This is a genomic window from Vagococcus sp. 211, assembly GCF_056322705.1.
This window is the reverse complement of sequence record NZ_CM150475.1, coordinates 2242000-2261471: the sequence shown is the minus strand read 5'-3', so window position 1 is coordinate 2261471 and position 19472 is coordinate 2242000. Positions and strand designations below refer to the sequence as shown.

13 protein-coding genes, 14 tRNA genes, 3 rRNA genes, 1 pseudogene and 1 other annotated feature are annotated in these 19472 nt (G+C 41.8%); of the genes and pseudogenes, 7 read left to right on the top strand and 24 right to left on the bottom strand.

The features are described from left to right. Position 1: 1 nt before the first annotated feature. The 17 genes from ACVWM0_RS10830 to ACVWM0_RS10750 form a co-directional block, all read right to left on the bottom strand. Positions 2-74: transfer RNA gene (locus tag ACVWM0_RS10830), tRNA-Phe, on the bottom strand. 7 nt (positions 75-81) lie between these two features. Next, positions 82-154, bottom strand: a tRNA-Asp gene (locus tag ACVWM0_RS10825). 3 nt (positions 155-157) lie between these two features. Then, positions 158-231 (bottom strand) — tRNA-Met (locus tag ACVWM0_RS10820). Positions 232-242: 11 nt separating this feature from the next. Next, a tRNA-Ser gene (locus tag ACVWM0_RS10815) sits at positions 243-332 on the bottom strand. Positions 333-355: 23 nt separating this feature from the next. After that, a tRNA-Ile gene (locus tag ACVWM0_RS10810) sits at positions 356-429 on the bottom strand. 18 nt (positions 430-447) lie between these two features. Beyond that, positions 448-521, bottom strand: a tRNA-Met gene (locus tag ACVWM0_RS10805). 10 nt (positions 522-531) lie between these two features. Continuing rightward, positions 532-605, bottom strand: a tRNA-Pro gene (locus ACVWM0_RS10800). A gap of 15 nt (positions 606-620) precedes the next feature. Then, positions 621-694: transfer RNA gene (locus ACVWM0_RS10795), tRNA-Arg, on the bottom strand. Between the two features lie 9 nt (positions 695-703). After that, positions 704-789 (bottom strand) — tRNA-Leu (locus ACVWM0_RS10790). An 11-nt stretch (positions 790-800) separates the two neighbouring features. Continuing rightward, positions 801-872 (bottom strand) — tRNA-Gly (locus tag ACVWM0_RS10785). Positions 873-879: 7 nt separating this feature from the next. Next, positions 880-952, bottom strand: a tRNA-Thr gene (locus tag ACVWM0_RS10780). A gap of 15 nt (positions 953-967) precedes the next feature. Further along, a tRNA-Leu gene (locus ACVWM0_RS10775) sits at positions 968-1049 on the bottom strand. 8 nt (positions 1050-1057) lie between these two features. Beyond that, a tRNA-Lys gene (locus ACVWM0_RS10770) sits at positions 1058-1130 on the bottom strand. A 9-nt stretch (positions 1131-1139) separates the two neighbouring features. Beyond that, positions 1140-1212: transfer RNA gene (locus ACVWM0_RS10765), tRNA-Val, on the bottom strand. A gap of 19 nt (positions 1213-1231) precedes the next feature. Further along, positions 1232-1347 (bottom strand): 5S ribosomal RNA (gene rrf, locus ACVWM0_RS10760). Positions 1348-1427: 80 nt separating this feature from the next. Continuing rightward, positions 1428-4340: ribosomal RNA gene (locus ACVWM0_RS10755) — 23S ribosomal RNA — on the bottom strand. A gap of 240 nt (positions 4341-4580) precedes the next feature. Beyond that, positions 4581-6138 (bottom strand): 16S ribosomal RNA (locus ACVWM0_RS10750). The 16S, 23S and 5S rRNA genes sit together here with 14 tRNA genes alongside, the layout of an rRNA operon. 457 nt (positions 6139-6595) lie before the next feature. On the opposite strand from ACVWM0_RS10750, the gene croR reads away from it, so the two are divergent. From croR to serS, 7 genes and pseudogenes are all read left to right on the top strand, one after another. Beyond that, the gene (gene croR, locus ACVWM0_RS10745; RefSeq protein WP_476472612.1) at positions 6596-7282 is read left to right on the top strand and encodes a response regulator transcription factor CroR; all 687 of its coding nucleotides are present in this window, start codon (positions 6596-6598) and stop codon (positions 7280-7282) included. Between the two features lie 3 nt (positions 7283-7285). Then, positions 7286-8003, top strand: a pseudogene (locus tag ACVWM0_RS10740) (histidine kinase dimerization/phospho-acceptor domain-containing protein); the annotation flags it as partial. After that, positions 7982-8437, top strand: coding sequence for a sensor histidine kinase (locus ACVWM0_RS10735; protein WP_476473710.1), 456 nt, complete (start codon positions 7982-7984; stop codon positions 8435-8437). The pseudogene ACVWM0_RS10740 and the gene ACVWM0_RS10735, both read left to right, overlap by 22 nt. A gap of 91 nt (positions 8438-8528) precedes the next feature. Next, entirely contained in the window at positions 8529-9824 is a 1296-nt protein-coding gene (locus ACVWM0_RS10730; RefSeq protein ID WP_476472611.1) for a serine hydrolase, read from the top strand. 83 nt (positions 9825-9907) lie between these two features. Next, positions 9908-11179: a serine hydrolase domain-containing protein gene (locus ACVWM0_RS10725; protein ID WP_476472610.1), complete on the top strand. Its 1272-nt coding sequence runs from the start codon at positions 9908-9910 to the stop codon at positions 11177-11179. 27 nt (positions 11180-11206) lie between these two features. After that, positions 11207-11497 (top strand): MazG-like family protein, encoded by a 291-nt coding sequence (locus ACVWM0_RS10720; protein WP_476472609.1) that lies wholly within the window; start codon positions 11207-11209, stop codon positions 11495-11497. A gap of 39 nt (positions 11498-11536) precedes the next feature. Further along, positions 11537-11767, top strand: a binding site (T-box leader). A gap of 59 nt (positions 11768-11826) precedes the next feature. Then, positions 11827-13104: a serine--tRNA ligase gene (serS, locus tag ACVWM0_RS10715; protein WP_476472608.1), complete on the top strand. Its 1278-nt coding sequence runs from the start codon at positions 11827-11829 to the stop codon at positions 13102-13104. A gap of 46 nt (positions 13105-13150) precedes the next feature. On the opposite strand, the gene guaB is transcribed toward serS, so the two are convergent. The 7 genes from guaB to rsmG all read right to left on the bottom strand — a co-directional run bounded on the left by guaB (position 13151) and on the right by rsmG (position 19353). Next, the gene (gene guaB, locus ACVWM0_RS10710) at positions 13151-14635 is read right to left on the bottom strand and encodes an IMP dehydrogenase (protein WP_476472607.1); all 1485 of its coding nucleotides are present in this window, start codon (positions 14633-14635) and stop codon (positions 13151-13153) included. A 125-nt stretch (positions 14636-14760) separates the two neighbouring features. Further along, positions 14761-15462, bottom strand: coding sequence for a DUF1129 domain-containing protein (locus ACVWM0_RS10705; RefSeq protein ID WP_476472606.1), 702 nt, complete (start codon positions 15460-15462; stop codon positions 14761-14763). Between the two features lie 18 nt (positions 15463-15480). Then, positions 15481-16581: a redox-regulated ATPase YchF gene (gene ychF / locus ACVWM0_RS10700; protein ID WP_476472605.1), complete on the bottom strand. Its 1101-nt coding sequence runs from the start codon at positions 16579-16581 to the stop codon at positions 15481-15483. A gap of 34 nt (positions 16582-16615) precedes the next feature. Beyond that, positions 16616-16801, bottom strand: a complete 186-nt coding sequence (locus tag ACVWM0_RS10695) for a DUF951 domain-containing protein (protein WP_476472604.1) — start codon at positions 16799-16801, stop codon at positions 16616-16618. A 121-nt stretch (positions 16802-16922) separates the two neighbouring features. Next, positions 16923-17819 carry a ParB/RepB/Spo0J family partition protein gene (locus tag ACVWM0_RS10690; RefSeq protein ID WP_476472603.1) on the bottom strand — a complete coding sequence of 299 codons (897 nt, stop codon included), beginning with the start codon at positions 17817-17819 and terminating at the stop codon, positions 16923-16925. Further along, complete coding sequence (locus ACVWM0_RS10685) at positions 17803-18573, bottom strand: ParA family protein (protein WP_476472602.1); 771 nt, start codon at positions 18571-18573, stop codon at positions 17803-17805. Before ACVWM0_RS10685 ends, ACVWM0_RS10690 begins: the two co-directional genes overlap by 17 nt. A 60-nt stretch (positions 18574-18633) precedes the next feature. Then, positions 18634-19353 (bottom strand): 16S rRNA (guanine(527)-N(7))-methyltransferase RsmG, encoded by a 720-nt coding sequence (rsmG, locus tag ACVWM0_RS10680; protein ID WP_476472601.1) that lies wholly within the window; start codon positions 19351-19353, stop codon positions 18634-18636. Positions 19354-19472 lie beyond the last annotated feature (119 nt).

The window sequence follows — 19472 nt, the reverse complement described above, 5'->3', positions numbered from 1 at the left end:
ATGGCGCAAGACAGAATCGAACTGCCGACACACGGAGCTTCAATCCGTTGCTCTACCAACTGAGCTACTGCGCCATACTAACGGTCCCGACGGGATTTGAACCCGCGATCTCCTGCGTGACAGGCAGGCATGTTAACCCCTACACCACGGAACCTAATTGCGGAGGCAGGATTTGAACCTACGACCTTCGGGTTATGAGCCCGACGAGCTACCTAACTGCTCCACTCCGCGATATTTTTAAAAGGAGGATAAGGGATTCGAACCCTTGCGTGCTTTTACACACCTGACGGTTTTCAAGACCGTTCCCTTCAGCCGGACTTGGGTAATCCTCCATGGCTATATATTCTGGTCAAAATGGACCTTGTAGGACTCGAACCTACGACCGCCCGGTTATGAGCCGGGAGCTCTAACCAACTGAGCTAAAGGTCCAAGTTCCAAAAAAAATAATCGCGGCGGAGGGAGTCGAACCCACGACCTCCCGGGTATGAACCGGACGCTCTAGCCAGCTGAGCTACACCGCGAAATTATAAATCGGGAAGACAGGATTCGAACCTGCGACCCCTTGGTCCCAAACCAAGTGCTCTACCAAGCTGAGCTACTTCCCGTACTACCTTTTATAACGCGCCCAAGAGGAGTCGAACCCCTAACCTTCTGATCCGTAGTCAGACACTCTATCCAATTGAGCTATGGGCGCTATATATTATGCCGAGGACCGGAATCGAACCGGTACGGAGATCACTCTCCGCAGGATTTTAAGTCCTGTGCGTCTGCCAGTTCCGCCACCCCGGCTGGAACTTAAAAGCGGAAGACGGGGTTCGAACCCGCGACCCCCACCTTGGCAAGGTGGTGTTCTACCACTGAACTACTTCCGCATATAAATGCCGGCTAAAGGAGTTGAACCCTCGACCCTCTGATTACAAATCAGATGCTCTACCAACTGAGCTAAGCCGGCAATTAAGTTTTTAAGTGCGGGTGAAGGGACTTGAACCCCCACGCCGTTAGGCGCTAGATCCTAAATCTAGTGCGTCTGCCAATTCCGCCACACCCGCATATAAAATGACCCGTACTGGGCTCGAACCAGTGACCCTCTGATTAAAAGTCAGATGCTCTACCAACTGAGCTAACGAGTCTAAATAAAGTGGAGGTTAACGGGATCGAACCGCTGACCCCCTGCTTGTAAGGCAGGTGCTCTCCCAGCTGAGCTAAACCTCCATTATATAAGTTATAAATAGCATGGCGTCGTCCTACTCTCACAAAGGGAAACCCTTCACTACCCTCGGCGCTAAGAAGCTTAACTTCTGTGTTCGACATGGTTACAGGTGTGTCCTTCTTGCCATCGACACCACACTTATTTTATAACTGAGTGATTATTCACTCAAAACTGGATTTGAAGTTATCTTTCAACATAATTGTCCACCGCTTAAATCTTGGTTAAGTCCTCGACCGATTAGTACTAGTCCGCTCCGTACATCACTGCACTTCCACTTCTAGCCTATCTACCTGATCATCTCTCAGGGGTCTTACTTTCTTAAAGAAATGGGAAATCTCATCTTGAGGGGGGCTTCACGCTTAGATGCTTTCAGCGTTTATCCCTTCCACACATAGCTACCCAGCAATGCCCTTGGCAGAACAACTGGTACACCAGAGGTGTGTCCATCCCGGTCCTCTCGTACTAAGGACAGCTCCTCTCAAATTTCCAACGCCCGCGACGGATAGGGACCGAACTGTCTCACGACGTTCTGAACCCAGCTCGCGTGCCGCTTTAATGGGCGAACAGCCCAACCCTTGGGACCGACTACAGCCCCAGGATGCGACGAGCCGACATCGAGGTGCCAAACCTCCCCGTCGATGTGAACTCTTGGGGGAGATAAGCCTGTTATCCCCAGGGTAGCTTTTATCCGTTGAGCGATGGCCCTTCCATGCGGAACCACCGGATCACTAAGCCCGACTTTCGTCCCTGCTCGAGTTGTAGCTCTCGCAGTCAAGCTCCCTTCTGCCTTTGCACTCTACGAATGATTTCCAACCATTCTGAGGGAACCTTTGGGCGCCTCCGTTACTCTTTAGGAGGCGACCGCCCCAGTCAAACTGTCCATCTGACACTGTCTCCCGCCACGATAAGTGGCGCGGGTTAGAATGGTCATAACACAAGGGTAGTATCCCACCATTGCCTCCTTCGAAACTAGCGTTCCGAGCTCTACGGCTCCTACCTATCCTGTACATGTGTCACAAACATTCAATATCAAACTACAGTAAAGCTCCATGGGGTCTTTCCGTCCTGTCGCGGGTAACCTGCATCTTCACAGGTACTAAAATTTCACCGAGTCTCTCGTTGAGACAGTGCCCAAATCGTTACGCCTTTCGTGCGGGTCGGAACTTACCCGACAAGGAATTTCGCTACCTTAGGACCGTTATAGTTACGGCCGCCGTTTACTGGGGCTTCAATTCTGAGCTTCGCTATTGCTAACCCATCCTCTTAACCTTCCAGCACCGGGCAGGCGTCAGCCCCTATACGTCATCTTTCGATTTTGCAGAGACCTGTGTTTTTGATAAACAGTCGCTTGGGCCTATTCACTGCGGCTAAACTTGCGTTTAGCACCCCTTCTCCCGAAGTTACGGGGTCATTTTGCCGAGTTCCTTAACGAGAGTTCTCTCGCTCACCTTAGGATTCTCTCCTCGACTACCTGTGTCGGTTTGCGGTACGGGCCGTTTAATTCTAACTAGAAGATTTTCTTGGCAGTGTGATATCAGGACTTCGGTACTATATTTCCCTACTCATCACAACTTGTCCTTAAAAGTAAAAGCATTTGACTCTTACTAAGACTTGTTGCTTGAACGCACATATCCAACAGTGCGATCCTTTAACCTCCTGCGTCCCTCCATTGTTCAAACAAATCAAACGGGTACAGGAATCTCAACCTGTTGTCCATCGCCTACGCCTGTCGGCCTCAGCTTAGGTCCCGACTAACCCTGGGAGGACGAGCCTTCCCCAGGAAACCTTAGTCATTCGGTGGACAGGATTCTCACCTGTCTTTCGCTACTCATACCGGCATTCTCACTTCTAAGCGCTCCACCAGTCCTCACGATCTGGCTTCAACGCCCTTAGAACGCTCTCCTACCATAGAACCTAATGGTTCTATCCACAGCTTCGGTAATATGTTTAGCCCCGGTACATTTTCGGCGCAAGGGCACTCGACTAGTGAGCTATTACGCACTCTTTAAATGGTGGCTGCTTCTGAGCCAACATCCTAGTTGTTTGTGCACCCTCACATCCTTTTCCACTTAACATATATTTTGGGACCTTAGCTGGTGGTCTGGGCTGTTTCCCTTTCGACAATGGATCTTATCACTCACTGTCTGACTCCCGGATATAAATGAATGGCATTCGGAGTTTATCTGAATTCGGTAACCCTAGATGGGCCCCTAGTCCAAACAGTGCTCTACCTCCATCATTCTTAATTCCGAGGCTAGCCCTAAAGCTATTTCGGAGAGAACCAGCTATCTCCAAGTTCGTTTGGAATTTCTCCGCTACCCACACCTCATCCCCGCACTTTTCAACGTACGTGGGTTCGGTCCTCCAGTGTGTTTTACCACACCTTCAACCTGGACATGGGTAGGTCACATGGTTTCGGGTCTACGACTACATACTAATTCGCCCTATTCAGACTCGCTTTCGCTACGGCTCCGCTTCTTCAGCTTAACCTCGCATGCAATCGTAACTCGCCGGTTCATTCTGCAAAAGGCACGCCATCACCCATTAACGGGCTTTGACTTCTTGTAGGCACACGGTTTCAGGTTCTATTTCACTCCCCTTCCGGGGTGCTTTTCACCTTTCCCTCACGGTACTGGTTCACTATCGGTCACTAGAGAGTATTTAGCCTTGGGAGATGGTCCTCCCGGATTCCGACGGAATTTCTCGTGTTCCGCCGTACTCAGGATACTCATAGGTGTGTTGTCAATTTCGTCTACAGGGCTTTTACCCTCTTCGGCTGACCTTTCCAGGTCGATTCGACTATTCACAACAGCTACCACAGCTGAGTCCTACAACCCCAACAAGCAAGCTTGTTGGTTTGGGCTGTTTCCGTTTCGCTCGCCGCTACTAAGGAAATCGATTTTTCTTTCTCTTCCTGCAGGTACTTAGATGTTTCAGTTCTCTGCGTCTACCTCTAACAAGCTATGTATTCACTTGAAAGTAACATCCTATTAAAGATGCTGGGTTCCCCCATTCGGAAATCTCTGGATCATAGCTTACTTACAGCTCCCCAAAGCATATCGGTGTTAGTCCCGTCCTTCATCGGCTTCTAGTGCCAAGGCATCCACCGTGCGCCCTTATTCACTTAACCTTTTCTAACCTACGGTTAGATTGTATTACTAATTTTTATCAATAGTTAGATAGCGATATCTAATCTATCGACACATTTCACAGTAGTTTTTAAAAAACAACTGTTCAACGCGGTGTTCTCGGTTTATGTTGATGTCTAACTTCAACTATCCAGTTTTCAATGAACAAATCGTTTGAGAGTAGACCTCTCAAAACTGAACAAAGTAAGTAACGGCCAATGTGTTTCCGTAATATTCCTTAGAAAGGAGGTGATCCAGCCGCACCTTCCGATACGGCTACCTTGTTACGACTTCACCCCAATCATCTATCCCACCTTAGGCGGCTGGCTCCCGAAGGTTACCTCACCGACTTTGGGTGTTACAAACTCTCGTGGTGTGACGGGCGGTGTGTACAAGGCCCGGGAACGTATTCACCGTGGCATGCTGATCCACGATTACTAGCGATTCCGGCTTCATGTAGGCGAGTTGCAGCCTACAATCCGAACTGAGAACAGCTTTAAGAGATTAGCTAAACCTCGCGGTCTCGCAACTCATTGTACTGTCCATTGTAGCACGTGTGTAGCCCAGGTCATAAGGGGCATGATGATTTGACGTCATCCCCACCTTCCTCCGGTTTATCACCGGCAGTCTCGCTAGAGTGCCCAACTAAATGATGGCAACTAACAATAAGGGTTGCGCTCGTTGCGGGACTTAACCCAACATCTCACGACACGAGCTGACGACAACCATGCACCACCTGTCACTTTGTCCCCGAAGGGAAAGCTCTATCTCTAGAGTGGTCAAAGGATGTCAAGACCTGGTAAGGTTCTTCGCGTTGCTTCGAATTAAACCACATGCTCCACCGCTTGTGCGGGCCCCCGTCAATTCCTTTGAGTTTCAACCTTGCGGTCGTACTCCCCAGGCGGAGTGCTTAATGCGTTAACTGCAGCACTGAAGGGCGGAAACCCTCCAACACTTAGCACTCATCGTTTACGGCGTGGACTACCAGGGTATCTAATCCTGTTTGCTCCCCACGCTTTCGAGCCTCAGCGTCAGTTACAGACCAGAGAGTCGCCTTCGCCACTGGTGTTCCTCCATATATCTACGCATTTCACCGCTACACATGGAATTCCACTCTCCTCTTCTGCACTCAAGTCTCCCAGTTTCCAATGACCTTCCTCGGTTGAGCCGAGGGCTTTCACATCAGACTTAAAAGACCGCCTGCGCTCGCTTTACGCCCAATAAATCCGGACAACGCTTGCCACCTACGTATTACCGCGGCTGCTGGCACGTAGTTAGCCGTGGCTTTCTGGTTAGATACCGTCAAGGTGGGAACAGTTACTCTCCCACTTGTTCTTCTCTAACAACAGAGTTTTACGATCCGAAAACCTTCTTCACTCACGCGGCGTTGCTCGGTCAGACTTTCGTCCATTGCCGAAGATTCCCTACTGCTGCCTCCCGTAGGAGTCTGGGCCGTGTCTCAGTCCCAGTGTGGCCGATCACCCTCTCAGGTCGGCTATGCATCACGGTCTTGGTAGGCCATTACCCCACCAACTAACTAATGCAGCGCGGGCCCATCCATCAGTGACACCGAAGCGTCTTTTATCATCTTCTCATGCGAGAAAACGAATTATGCGGTATTAGCACCTGTTTCCAAGTGTTATCCCCCTCTGATGGGCAGGTTGCCCACGTGTTACTCACCCGTCCGCCACTCAACTATCTTCGGTGGAGCAAGCTCCGGTGAAAATAGTTGCGTTCGACTTGCATGTATTAGGCACGCCGCCAGCGTTCGTCCTGAGCCAGGATCAAACTCTCAATAAAAGTTATGATAACATCCGAAGATGTTTAGCTCATTTTAAAACTTGCTAGCGATATTTCTTCACTATAATAATTCTGGTTATTTTTACTTTCGTAAAAACACCTACACATTTGGTTCGTCTTACTTTGTTCAGTTTTCAAAGGTCTAAATCAAGTCGCCTTAGCAACTTTTATATCTTATCAAGTATTTAACGTTTTGTCAACTACTTTTTAAAAATATTTTTTATTGTTGTGTTTCTCGTTGTTTTATCAACTAGGAAATAATAACATGTTTACTATTAAAGTGTCAACACTTTTTTTCAAATGTTTTTTCCTTGTTGTTTTATGTCCTAAATCAGCGACTCACTTAATATACTACTTTTTTAAAAAAATGTAAACATCTTTTTAAAATAATTTTTTCTTTGCTTTTATTTGTTACAATGTAATAAGATAACAAGAAAAATTTTATGGGGGTTTCAATATGAAGATTATAGTAGTAGATGACGACAAAGAGATTGTTGAGTTATTAAGTATTTACATCCAAAACGAAGGGTATGACGTCGTTAAAGCTTACGACGGGAAAGAAGCTTTGAGTAAAGTAGCTACTATACCAGATATTGATTTAATGATTCTAGATATTATGATGCCTAAGATGGATGGTATGGAAGTCGTTAAAGAGTTACGAAAAGAATCCCAGATACCCATTATCATGCTAACAGCTAAAACGACAGACATGGATAAAATTAAAGGTCTGATTGCCGGGGCTGATGATTACGTGACAAAACCCTTTAATCCTTTAGAGATTATGGCTCGTGTCAAATCCTTATTACGTCGAACGAATATGCAAGTCAAAGAGGAAGCGCCAGAATATTTAGAAGTGGGACCCTTAATTATTAAAAAAGATTCCCATGAAGTAGAAACAGATGAAGGACGCAGTATCCAATTAACTGCGCTAGAGTTTGGTATTCTTTACTTACTAGCAAGTCACCCTAATCGCGTCTTCAGCGCTGATGAAATTTTTGAACGGGTGTGGCAACAAGAAAGCCTTATCTCTGCTAAAACCGTTATGGTTCATGTCAGTCACCTTCGCGATAAAATTGAAGAAGCAACGGGTGGCGAAAAAGTGATCCAAACCGTTTGGGGCGTTGGTTACAAGATTGAAGGGTAAGCAATGAAAAAACAAACAAAAATTAAACTCAGTTCTAAAGAAAAAAGTGAGCTACTAATAGAAGGAATCATCACTGTCATCCTTTTAATCCTATTAAACTTAGCTCTTTACATGATTATTGTCCAAATCATTGATTCCAATCGCTCCATTGATGATTTTTTAATGAACATCAAGTTTTCTATTTACGATACCTTCTATAGTCCAAACGTCTTTCTTTGGAAAGTACCGATTATTGTTTTAATGGTGCTTTCTGATGCAGCCATTTTATTTTGGCGTCTGATTCGTCGGTATCGCCAAATGCAACAACGCCATATTATTAGTGAACTCCACTATATTTCAAACGGACACTACGATCACCGAATTCCTTTTGATTTAAGTGGTGATCTGGGCAAACTAATTAAAAGTATTAATGCTCTTGTTGATAGTACTGTTGAAGCCATTGAAGAAGAAAGATTCATCGAGCAATCAAAAGATGAGTTAATTACAAACGTTAGTCATGATATCCGGACTCCCCTTACTTCTATCATCGGCTACTTAGGATTAATAGAGGAAGGGAATTACAACAGTGAAGAGGATTTACTTAAATATACCCACACGGCTTATTTAAAAGCGAAACAAATGAAACTATTGGTTGATGATTTATTCGAATACACTAAAGTACGTCAGTCCAATACCCCTCTTAACGTGATGACTTTTGATATGCAACAACTGATTGGTCAGATCGTGATTGAGTATGAATTGGAATCCACAGAAAATGACGTTTCCATTGAATTTGAACCTCAACAGGATAGCATGATGATGGAAGGCGATACGGAAAAATTAGTCCGTGTGTTTGATAACCTTCTATCTAATGCCTTAAAATATGGTATAGGCGGGTCCCATATTGTCATTCAGTCAGAGCAAATTGGTTCCGAAGCCATTATTACCGTAAAAAACGATGGTCAACCCATTCCGCAAGAAGCATTAGATCAATTATTTGATCGTTTTTACCGTGTAGAAGAATCTCGTTCTCAACAAACAGGCGGAACAGGTCTTGGTTTAGCCATTGCCCAAAGTATTATTACCTTACATGGTGGCTATATCTACGCCACTTCCGAAGAGGGTTGGACGTCATTTATTATTCACTTACCATTAAAAGTAACGGTCATTCCCTAAAATTATCCTCATTAAAAGAACTATTTGATTGTAATAGTTCTTTTTTTTTGTTAAATTCAATCCTAGTCACAACATTTATAAGGAGTACGATATGAAACAACGAGACAATACGATACTTAATTTACTCATTGTCCTATCTCTCATGATAGGCTACTTACTATTACCAATCACCGCTTTTGCAGAAGAAGCAAAAGAAACTTTCTCAGTTAATGCCTCAGCAGCAATTGCTGTTGACATGGACTCTGGCAAGATACTATACAATCATAACGCAGAAGAATCTCTAGGAATTGCGTCTATGACCAAAATCATCTCTGCCTATGTCATTTACCATGAAGTAGACCAAGGGCATTTAACATGGGATGACACCGTCACTATTGATAAAGATTTAGATAAATCTAGTAAAAACCCTGATTTGTCTAACGTGCCTCTCAATAGTAAATTAACTTACACTGTCAAAGACTTATTAGAAGCTTCCCTTATTAGCTCTGCCAATGCAGCAACGAGCGCTTTAGCCAGACACATTAGTGGAACAGAACCTGAATTTGTTGATTTAATGAGACAGCAATTACTGGACTGGGACATTAACGATGCCTATATCATCTCTGCTTCTGGCTTAGGAACAGAAGATATGGTCGGTCCTACCTATCCAAAATCAAAAAAAGAGGATGAAAACATGATGTCCGCAAGAAGCATGGCCATTGTGGCGTATCACGTCTTAACCGACTATCAGGAAATACTAGACATAGCACAAACGCCATCTCGTACTTTTTTCCCAGAGACAAAGCATGAATATACTTTTTGGAATTCAAATGAGATGTTACCTGGCTTTGACTATGCTTATGAGGGAGTAGATGGACTAAAAACAGGAACTACTCCCCTTGCTGGTAATTGTTTTGTCGGGACAGCTGTTCAAAATGACCAGAGAATCATCACCGTTCTTATGAATGTGGATGAAGAGATCAACCGTTTTTACGAAACAGGACGACTAATGGATTATGCTTTTAATCAGTGGACCTACCAAAAAGTAGCCAGTAAAGGAGAGGCGTCCATCACCCCAACCTTAAGCACTCTACGTGGGGTACAACATGAGGCAGACATCGTTCTTGAAGAAGACTTGTTTGTTTGGTTAGAAAAAGACAACGCTAAAATTAAACGCTTCTTTGAAGAAGACAAACGACGTGTCAACTCACGAAAAGAAGTCGTCGCTCCTAAAAAAGCGGGCTATGTGGTGGGGGCTGAGCATGTGTTTAATAAAAATGATACCTTAGGTTACCTTTTAAAAGAACAAGAAACAGTCTCAACCTCTAACGTCGTTCTCAAGTCTCCTTTAGAAAAAAACACCTATTTAGCTAACCTTTGGCGTCAACTGTTTCCAAAAAAGAAATAAGGCTTACCTTGTTTCTTTTTTTTTCGCTCCCAAATGTGCTAAAATAACCTATCTTGATATGAATGATAGGAGAAGTGATAACAGTGGCCTATTCTAGAATGGACTATGACAAACTCAAAATAAAATTAAAAAAACAACAACGACAAAAACGGCGATTAGGACTATTAAGCCTTATGATGATTCTCTTACTTATTGGACTCAGCGGTTTTTGGTACCCTCTACTAGCAGAGTACTTACCATCAACTCCTAATACCAAAGAAAAAGACACATTAGTTACTAGCGAGACGACCACAGAAACAACTACAGAGACAGAGTCTGAACCAACACAGGCAGCTTTTTCTCCCAGGGTCCCTATGACAAAGCCAGCACAAGTACCCGCCCTCTTCTCATCCCTCACTAAGAGCCTAGAAACGCTTATCAGTGAACAGGAAGTATCAGGGTCCATTTTGGCGGTCAAAAACAACCAAGTGATTCTTTATGATAATTATGGAGCCGCAGCTCAGGTTTCCAAAGATCCAACAACCAGTACTTACATGCTAGCTTCTATGCAGAAATCTATCACTGCTCTACTAGTCATGAAACAAATAGAGGCGGGTCACTTAACCCTTAAAACAACCCTAGATAATTTTTATCCAGCCATCCCTAACAGTGAGAACATTACCATCGACCAATTACTGTCCATGACATCTGGCCTTTATTTAGATGACAAATTAAAAGACACTACCTCGACAAAAATGAGCTTAGACTATATGGAGCAACACGTGGTTTATCGTCCTATGGTAGCTTGGAGATACTCAGATGTGAACTACACCTTACTAGCTAGTATTATTGAAAAAGTATCCGATGCTTCTTATGAAGAAAACTTTAATACTGCTATCAAAGAACCCCTTCATTTACAAGAAACAGGGTTCTACACAGATGATACTGCTTATGACCATATGATACTTAGCCAACAATACAAAGACGGGAAATTACAAGAACCTAAAAAAATCAAAGAAGCCGCATTAATTAACGAATTTGGCACTGGTAATATGTACACATCTGTAGGTGATTATTTAATCATCTTCCAAAGCTTACTGGATGGACATATTCTATCCCCTACTAGTCTGCATGCTTTGTTTACAAGAGAACCTGAACCTTATAATTATCTGTACAAAGCTGGCCTCTACGAAACAGACTCAGGTTACCGAGCCCACGGTGTTTTTAGAGGCTACGAACCAACTATGCAACTATCAGCAGATGGTAGTGATGCAGTCATTTTCTTTAGCAATATTTACACCGAAGATGAACGCAACATGACACTTGTTAGCACCATGTATAATACCTTACACGCATACATGGTGACCAAACCGTAACGAAACAACAAAGGAGAAATAGTCACAATGTTAGAAACCATTCAACAGCTTGCAAAAAAAGAACCAAAAAACCCACAAGAGATGGGGTTAAAATTATGTGAAGAAGCCGGAGAAGTTGCCCAAGCTATTCTTAGCTATACCCAAACTAGTGGGAATCAATACAAACAACTTTCCAGTGAAGACGTCAAAGAAGAATGCATCGACACCATGCTCGTAGCAGCCTCTCTTTATTTTAAAATGCCAGGTAGCTCTAAAGAAGAGTTAATGACTATTTTAGAAACGAAGATGGGAAAATGGGAACGCTACATGGAGAAATAATTGACAATTTTTTTAAAACTCGCTATACTTATCCATAATATTTAAAGTTTGAAAGACTAGTACTTAATTAGGTTTTTTTCCAGGGAGTTGCCGGGTAGTGCGAGGCAATAAAAATCACTAAGGAATCCACTTTCTCATAACTACACAACGACCCCCAGTAAACTGGCCTAAGTTGTGTCGGGTTCAACTCGTTAACATTGACCAATGAAGATACAATTTTTTGTATAAACATGGGTGGCACCGCGAAGATTTCAACCTCTCGCCCCAGTAGTTAATTTTTTAACTGCTGAGGTGGGAGGTTTTTTTATGATGATAAAGGAGGAAATAATATGTTAGATATTAAATTTATTCGACAAAATGCAGCAGACGTTAGAGAAAAATTAATGACACGAGGCGTCAAACCAGAGGTACTTGATGAGTTTATTACATTAGATGAACAACGTCGTGATCACTTGGTAAAAGTTGAAACGTTGAAAAAACAACGCAACGAGGTCTCTCAAGACATCGCTCAATTAAAACGCAACAAAGAAAATGCAGATGATAAAATCAAAGAGATGCAAGAAGTTGGGGAAACCATCAAAACCCTAGACACGCGTATCAATGAGATTGATGAACAATTACAACACATCTCACATACCTTACCAAACTTACCTCATCAGGATGTTCCTGTAGGGGCTGATGAAGAAGATAACGTTGAGGTTCGTCGTTGGGAAACGCCTCGTACCTTTGACTTTGAAGCAAAACCTCACTGGGAAATTGCTGAAGCTTTAGATATTTTAGATTTTGAACGTGGGGCAAAAGTTTCTGGTAGCCGTTTCTTATTCTATAAGGGCGCTGGGGCTCGTTTAGAGCGTGCTATTTATAACTTAATGTTAGATACTCATGTGGATGAACATGGTTACACAGAGATGATTCCTCCTTACATTGTTAACGATCAATCAATGTTTGGTACCGGACAATTCCCTAAATTTAAAGAAGATGTGTTCCAACTAGAAGACTCTAACCTAACCCTTATTCCAACAGCTGAAGTGCCTTTAACTAACTACTACCGTGACGAAATACTAAAAGAAGAAGAACTGCCTGTTTACTTTACTGCTCTAAGTCCATCATTCCGTTCTGAAGCAGGAAGTGCGGGTCGTGATACTCGTGGTCTTATCCGCTTGCATCAATTTAACAAAGTTGAAATGGTGAAACTAAGTAAACCTGAACATTCTTACGATGAGTTAGAAAAAATGACAAACAACGCTGAACATATCTTACAAAAATTAAACTTACCTTACCGTGTGATTACACTATGTACGGGAGATATGGGATTCTCTGCTGCTAAAACATATGACATTGAAGTATGGATTCCAGCACAAGACACATACCGTGAAATCAGCTCTTGCTCAAACTGTGAAGACTTCCAAGCGAGACGTGCTAAAATCCGTTTCCGTAACGAAGAAGGCAAAGTAGAAAACGTTCATACCTTGAACGGCTCTGGTTTAGCTGTTGGTCGTACTGTTGCCGCTATTTTAGAAAATTATCAAAATGCAGATGGTAGTGTTACAGTCCCTGAAGCTCTTGTTCCTTACATGGGTGGGATGACAACAATTACTAAAGCATAACAACAAAAAAGAGATAACCCATTGGGTTACCTCTTTTTTTGTTGTTTTATGATTCAATAGAATAGTTAGGTGCTTCTTTTGTAATTTGAACGTCATGAGGGTGAGATTCTTTTAATCCTGCCCCACTCATTTGGATAAATTGGGCGTTATCGCGTAACTCTTTTAAGTTACCTGCTCCAACATAACCCATACCAGAACGTAATCCACCAAGCATTTGGAAGATAATATCTTGAACGCTTCCTTTATAAGCTACACGGCCTTCAATTCCTTCTGGTACTAATTTGTTCGCTTCATTCACTGAGCTTTGGAAGTAACGATCGCTTGACCCTTTTTCCATTGCACCAAGAGAACCCATACCACGGTATGTTTTAAATCGACGGCCTTGATAAATCTCGAATTCACCTGGTGATTCATCTGTTCCTGCTAGCATAGAGCCAAGCATTACTACATGGCCTCCAGCAGCTAACGCTTTAACGATGTCTCCAGAATATTTAATGCCACCATCGGCAATGATTGTCTTACCATATTCACGAGCCACGCTTGCTGCATCATAGATGGCTGTTAGTTGAGGAACCCCAACACCGGCAACCACACGTGTGGTACAAATTGAACCAGGTCCAATACCAACTTTGACAACATCTACACCCACATCATAAAGGTCACGTGTTGCTTCAGCAGTTGCTACGTTACCGGCAATTAATGTCACGTTAGGGAACGTCTCACGGATTTCTTTGATTTTACGAATCACTCCAGCACTATGGCCATGAGCAGTATCAATAATTAAAGCATCAACACCGGCTTCAATTAAAGCCCCCGCACGGTCAAACGTGTCACTTGTTACGCCTACTGCTGCTGCAACAAGTAAACGACCATGTTCATCTTTAGCAGCATTTGGGAATTCAATCACTTTTTCAATGTCTTTAATCGTAATCAAGCCACTTAAACGACCGGTTTCATCAACGATTGGTAATTTTTCAATTTTATGTTGTTGTAAAATATTTTCAGCATCTTTTAAAGACGTTCCAACTGGTGCTGTGACCAAGTTATCTTTGGTCATCACTTCTTTAATAAATAATTGCATGTCTGTGACAAAACGTAAGTCACGGTTGGTTAAAATACCAACTAGTTTTCTATTTTCTAATGTTTCAACAATCGGTACGCCACTGATACGGTATTTCGCCATTAATGCTTCAGCATCTGCCACTCGGTGGTCAGGTGTTAAGAAAAATGGATCAATAATAACGCCACTCTCAGAACGTTTTACTTTTTTCACTTCATCTCTTTGTTGTTCAATGCTCATGTTTTTATGAATGACACCAAGGCCACCTTGACGTGCCATAGCAATCGCCATTTTACTGTCTGTGACAGTATCCATACTCGCACTCATCATAGGGATGTTTAGTTTTAAGTTTGGTGCCAGCTCAATCGATAGATCCACATCATGTGGTAACACATGGCTTTCTGCTGGTATTAATAGAACATCATCAAATGTGTACCCTTTTTTTTGAAATTTCGTTTCCCAATTTGACATTAAAAAATAGCACTCCCTTATTTTATTTTTACTTAACAACTTATCAAATAAATCACGATTCGTCAATCATTGTGTAACAAATAAAGGTAAATCTAACCATATTCTATGATTAGATTTACCTTGTTTTAACGTCTCATGAACATAGTCCCTCTTAGACCATGATTTTTTTGTAGCCAGCGGCGTAGGAAGTAAGTTCCTCCACCTAGGGCAATTGCGATAAATGGGCTCACTTTTGGGTTCACTACTTCTGGAATAAACGCAGCAAATGCAAAGATTAAGAACCATGGAATAAAGCAAAGTGCCATAATCCATCCTGTTTTTAGTAAACCAGGACGTTTGCTCACGTCTGCTCCTGGTAAGTCATAAATATAAATGTAGCGGTAGATCAGATAGAATGAGAAGCCTCCTGATAGCGCGCCAACAATAATACTCATAATTCCTTGCGTTGTTGTTGCTTGATTCGTTAATAAAGCAAGCAACCCTGTAATAGCCGATAGGAAGATAAGAAGTAATAAACTGTTATCTAACCACACGCGCCAAAAAGTTAATTCTGGTTCTGGTTCTGGCGCATTGACAATCGCAAATGCGGCTTCTGTTGGTGTGCCGTATAATTGTTTCGCCGTCGCTCCTGTTTTTTGTCCCGCCACAAGCTCTGTTAACATACTATGTAGGGCTGTTACTTTTTTAGCTTCGTCAATGGTTGCCTCTGCTAATAATTTTTTCACATCAAAAATAAATTGATCGTTTTTCTTGGTTAATTCTTTTTCTAATTGTCGACTTTCAGCGACTTTTTGTTGTAATTCTTCTACTGTTTGCTCTTCAGCCATAATGGACAACCTCTTTCTCTAGACGTTAAAACGGAATAGCATAACGTCTCCATCTGCTACCACGTATTCTTTACCTTCTAAACGGACACGACCTGCTTCTTTTGCTGCTGCCATGTTACCATGCTCTTTTAAGTCGTCGTAAGACACTGTTTCTGCACGGATAAAACCTTTTTCAAAGTCCGTATGAATCACACCCGCACATTGAGGAGCTTTCATGCCATTTTTAAAGGTCCAAGCACGTACTTCTTGTACACCTGCTGTAAAGTAAGTCGCAAACCCTAATAAGTGGTAGGCTGCACGAATTAATTTATCTAAACCTGACTCTTCAATACCTAAAGCTTCTAAGAATTCCACTTTATCTTCATCGTCTAATTCTGCGATTTCTTCTTCAGCACGAGCACAAATCGTAATAACTTCTGCATTTTCACTTGTTGCGAAAGCTTTCACTTGTTGAACGTACTCATTACCATCTTCATCTGCCACTTCGTCTTCGGCAACGTTTGCCACATAAAGCACAGGTTTAGTTGTTAATAAGAATAAGCCTTTAACAATAGGTAGCTCCTCATCTGAGAAGTCAATCGTTCTAGCTGATTTCCCTTCTTCTAATACGGGTTTAATTTTTTCTAAGACAGCTAATTCTGCCACAGCTTCTTTGTCTTTTGTTTTAGCAATTTTTGCCACACGAGTTAGACGTTTGTCTACAGACTCAAGGTCAGCAAAAATTAATTCTAAGTTGATAATTTCGATATCTTCTAATGGGTTTACTCGCCCTTCAACATGGGTAATGTTCTCATCATCAAAACAACGAACCACATGACAGATGGCATCTACTTGGCGAATGTTACTTAGGAATTTATTTCCTAACCCTTCACCTTTACTTGCACCCTTTACAATTCCTGCGATATCTGTAAATTCAAACGTTGCTGGGACTGTTTTTTTCGGTTGAACCAATTTAGTTAATTCTGTTAGACGAACGTCTGGTACTTCTACCATCCCAACGTTTGGATCGATGGTTGCGAAAGGATAGTTAGCTGCTTCCACTCCTGCTTTTGTAATAGCATTAAATAATGTTGATTTTCCTACGTTTGGTAAGCCCACAATTCCGGCTGTTAATGACATATATTTCTCACTCTTTCTTTGATCTTTTAGTTAATTACTGTTCCTTTTTTTCGACTACTTTTTTCATTTTCTTATCAAACTCTCGACGAGGAAGCATCACAATATGTTGGCAATTCACACATTTTATTTTGATATCCATTCCCATACGAACGATTTCCCATCGATTGGTCTGACAGGCGTGTGGTTTTTTCATTTCAACAATATCGCCTAAATCATACATTTTGCTCTCACTCTTTTCTTATCTTTTGAAGGTTGTTTAACACAATGAATACACGCTATATCTTAACATAATTCCCTCTTTGGGTCTTCTTTTTTATAAGAAGTCTGCAAAGGGCTTTCTCTTATTCATCATCTAGTTGAATTTCTAGAATATCTAATATACGGGTTAAATCTTTTTCAGATAAATAATCAATCTCGATTTTTCCTTTACCGGCCTTTTCTTTGATGACAACCGCCGTTCCTAGCTTGTTTCTTAATGAATCTTCACTTGCTGTGATATAATACGGTTTTTTCACTGCTTCTTTCTTTCCCCGGTCCTTGCTCTTAGGTAGAGACGTTTCGTTCATCTCTGTTACAATCTGCTCTAATTGTCTCACCGTTAGGCTTTCCTTTAATGCACGGTTAGCCAGAACGATAATGTCTTTACTGTCTTTTAAGCCCAACAAGGTCCTTGCTTGTCCCATAGATAAGGATTCTTTTTGAACCAAATCTTTGACCACTTTAGGTAAGGTTAACAAGCGCAAGTAATTCGCAATATAAGGACGGCTTTTGCCCAGTTGCTCTGATAGTTCCACTTGCGTTAATTTCAAGTTTTTCATCAACATATCATAAGCTTCCGCTTCTTCCATTGGGTTCAAATCTTCCCTTTGCAAGTTTTCTAATACTGCCACTTGCATCATGCTTGCTTCATCGAATTCTCTCACAATGGCAGGAATGGTTTTCTTTCCTGCTAGTTTGGACGCTCTGAACCTGCGTTCTCCTGCAATGATTTCATAGCCTTTCATGGCTGATTCTCTGACAATAATGGGTTGGAATACCCCTGATTGTTGAATGGATGAGGCTAATTCTGACAAGGCTTTATCATCGAAGGTTTTGCGAGGTTGGTAGGGATTAGGACGTAATTCTGTTAGAGGTAACTCTAATATCTTTTCTGTCTTAATGTCCACTTCTTCTATTTTGGAGAAGTCTTGAAACAACGCATTCAATCCCTGGCCTAAACTTTTATTCGTTTTGCTCACGATGCATCACTTCCTTTGCTAGTGCTTGATAATATTCAGCGCCTTTTGAGCGGGGATCGTAATCAATAATGGCTTGCCCATGACTTGGTGCTTCTGATAACCTGACGTTTCTTGGGATAATGGTGTCATAGACACGTTCTCTAAAATACTTACGTACTTCTTCCACAACTTCTGAGCCTAAATTAGTTCTAGCATCGTACATCGTCAATAATACCCCTTCAATCCGTAATTCTGGATTGAAATGTTTTTGAACAAGACGTACGGTATTAAGTAACTGGCTTAACCCTTCTAATGCATAATACTCACATTGCACAGGAATTAAAATAGAATCACTGGCTGTAAATGAATTAATCGTCAAGTGCCCTAAAGACGGTGGGCAATCAATTAAAATATAATCATAATCCTGTTCGATTTCTTTGATTGCTAACTTCAAGCGTGACTCCCGCGCCATCATAGCCGTTAGCTCGATTTCTGCTCCTGATAATTGAATGGTTGCTGGAACAATACTCAAATCGTCACGATTGGTTGCATGGACCACATCTTTCATGGGATGTTCATTGACCAATACATCATAAACATCTTTAGAAACATCTGATTTTTTAATACCAATACCACTTGTGGCATTGCCTTGAGCATCCATATCAATCAGTAATACTTTTTTGCCTGCTTGAGCGAGACAGGCACCTAAATTAACAGTGGTCGTCGTCTTCCCTACGCCACCTTTTTGATTTGCTACTGATATAATCCTTGCCACGTTCGTTCCCTCCAATAATGTTATTGTTTTGTCTAAGCGACTCATTCGGTAACTCTTCGTTTATTTCAACGGTTTCTTATTTGGTATACCTGGTTTTCTTGGGTATTTATTCGGTGTTTCCTTCACTTTTTCGATATCAATAATGTAGCGAGTGTCTTGCGTGATGGGTAAGGATACATCCACTTCATTGCCCAATTTACCACCTAAAACCGCAATGGATTTTTTAGCCTCTGCTAATTCTTCTTCGCTTTTTGCTGCTTTAAGAGCTAAAAAATGTCCGCCTTTTTTTACTAAAGGAAGGCATAATTCGTTTAACACATTTAAACGTGCCACTGCGCGAGCTGTCACCACATCATAACTCGCTCTAAAATTAGGGTTTTGACCAAAATCTTCCGCTCTGTCATGAAATAAATGAACGTCTGTTAACTCTAATGTATCTGCTAGCAATTTTAAGAAATTAATGCGTTTATTAAGCGAGTCAACAATCGTAATCGACAAGTGTGGGTAAACAATTTTTAACGGAATACTTGGAAACCCTGCACCCGATCCCACATCACATAGCTGACAACCTGGATTCGTTAAATCTGTTGTAAATGATAACGTAATAGAATCATAAAAATGTTTTAAATACACTTCTTCCGGTTCTGTTATCGCTGTTAAGTTTATTTTCTGATTCCACTCTACTAATAATTGTAAGTATAGATCAAATTGTTTCATTTGTTTGTCTGATAATTCAATGCCTTTTAAGGCTAATTCTTTTCTAAATAATTCTGGGTTCATGTTGTCCTCCTTGTCGTGAAACAAAAATGTTTCACAAGTACCTTAACTTTATCTTATCTCCTTTGAAACTGCAACCAATTATCCTAGAAAATCCAACCAATTAAAAAAATTCTAATCAT

Bases quoted from the DNA above. Each gene is read 5' to 3' on its own strand.
- croR (WP_476472612.1), top strand. From the start codon at position 6,596: ATGAAGATTATAGTAGTAGATGACGACAAAGAGATTGTTGAGTTATTA.
- ACVWM0_RS10695 (WP_476472604.1), bottom strand. From the start codon at position 16,801: ATGTATGATTTAGGCGATATTGTTGAAATGAAAAAACCACACGCCTGT.
- ACVWM0_RS10735 (WP_476473710.1), top strand. From the start codon at position 7,982: ATGCAACAACTGATTGGTCAGATCGTGATTGAGTATGAATTGGAATCC.
- ychF (WP_476472605.1), bottom strand. From the start codon at position 16,581: ATGTCATTAACAGCCGGAATTGTGGGCTTACCAAACGTAGGAAAATCA.
- serS (WP_476472608.1), top strand. From the start codon at position 11,827: ATGTTAGATATTAAATTTATTCGACAAAATGCAGCAGACGTTAGAGAA.
- ACVWM0_RS10720 (WP_476472609.1), top strand. From the start codon at position 11,207: ATGTTAGAAACCATTCAACAGCTTGCAAAAAAAGAACCAAAAAACCCA.
- guaB (WP_476472607.1), bottom strand. From the start codon at position 14,635: ATGTCAAATTGGGAAACGAAATTTCAAAAAAAAGGGTACACATTTGAT.
- rsmG (WP_476472601.1), bottom strand. From the start codon at position 19,353: ATGAACCCAGAATTATTTAGAAAAGAATTAGCCTTAAAAGGCATTGAA.
- ACVWM0_RS10705 (WP_476472606.1), bottom strand. From the start codon at position 15,462: ATGGCTGAAGAGCAAACAGTAGAAGAATTACAACAAAAAGTCGCTGAA.
- ACVWM0_RS10730 (WP_476472611.1), top strand. From the start codon at position 8,529: ATGAAACAACGAGACAATACGATACTTAATTTACTCATTGTCCTATCT.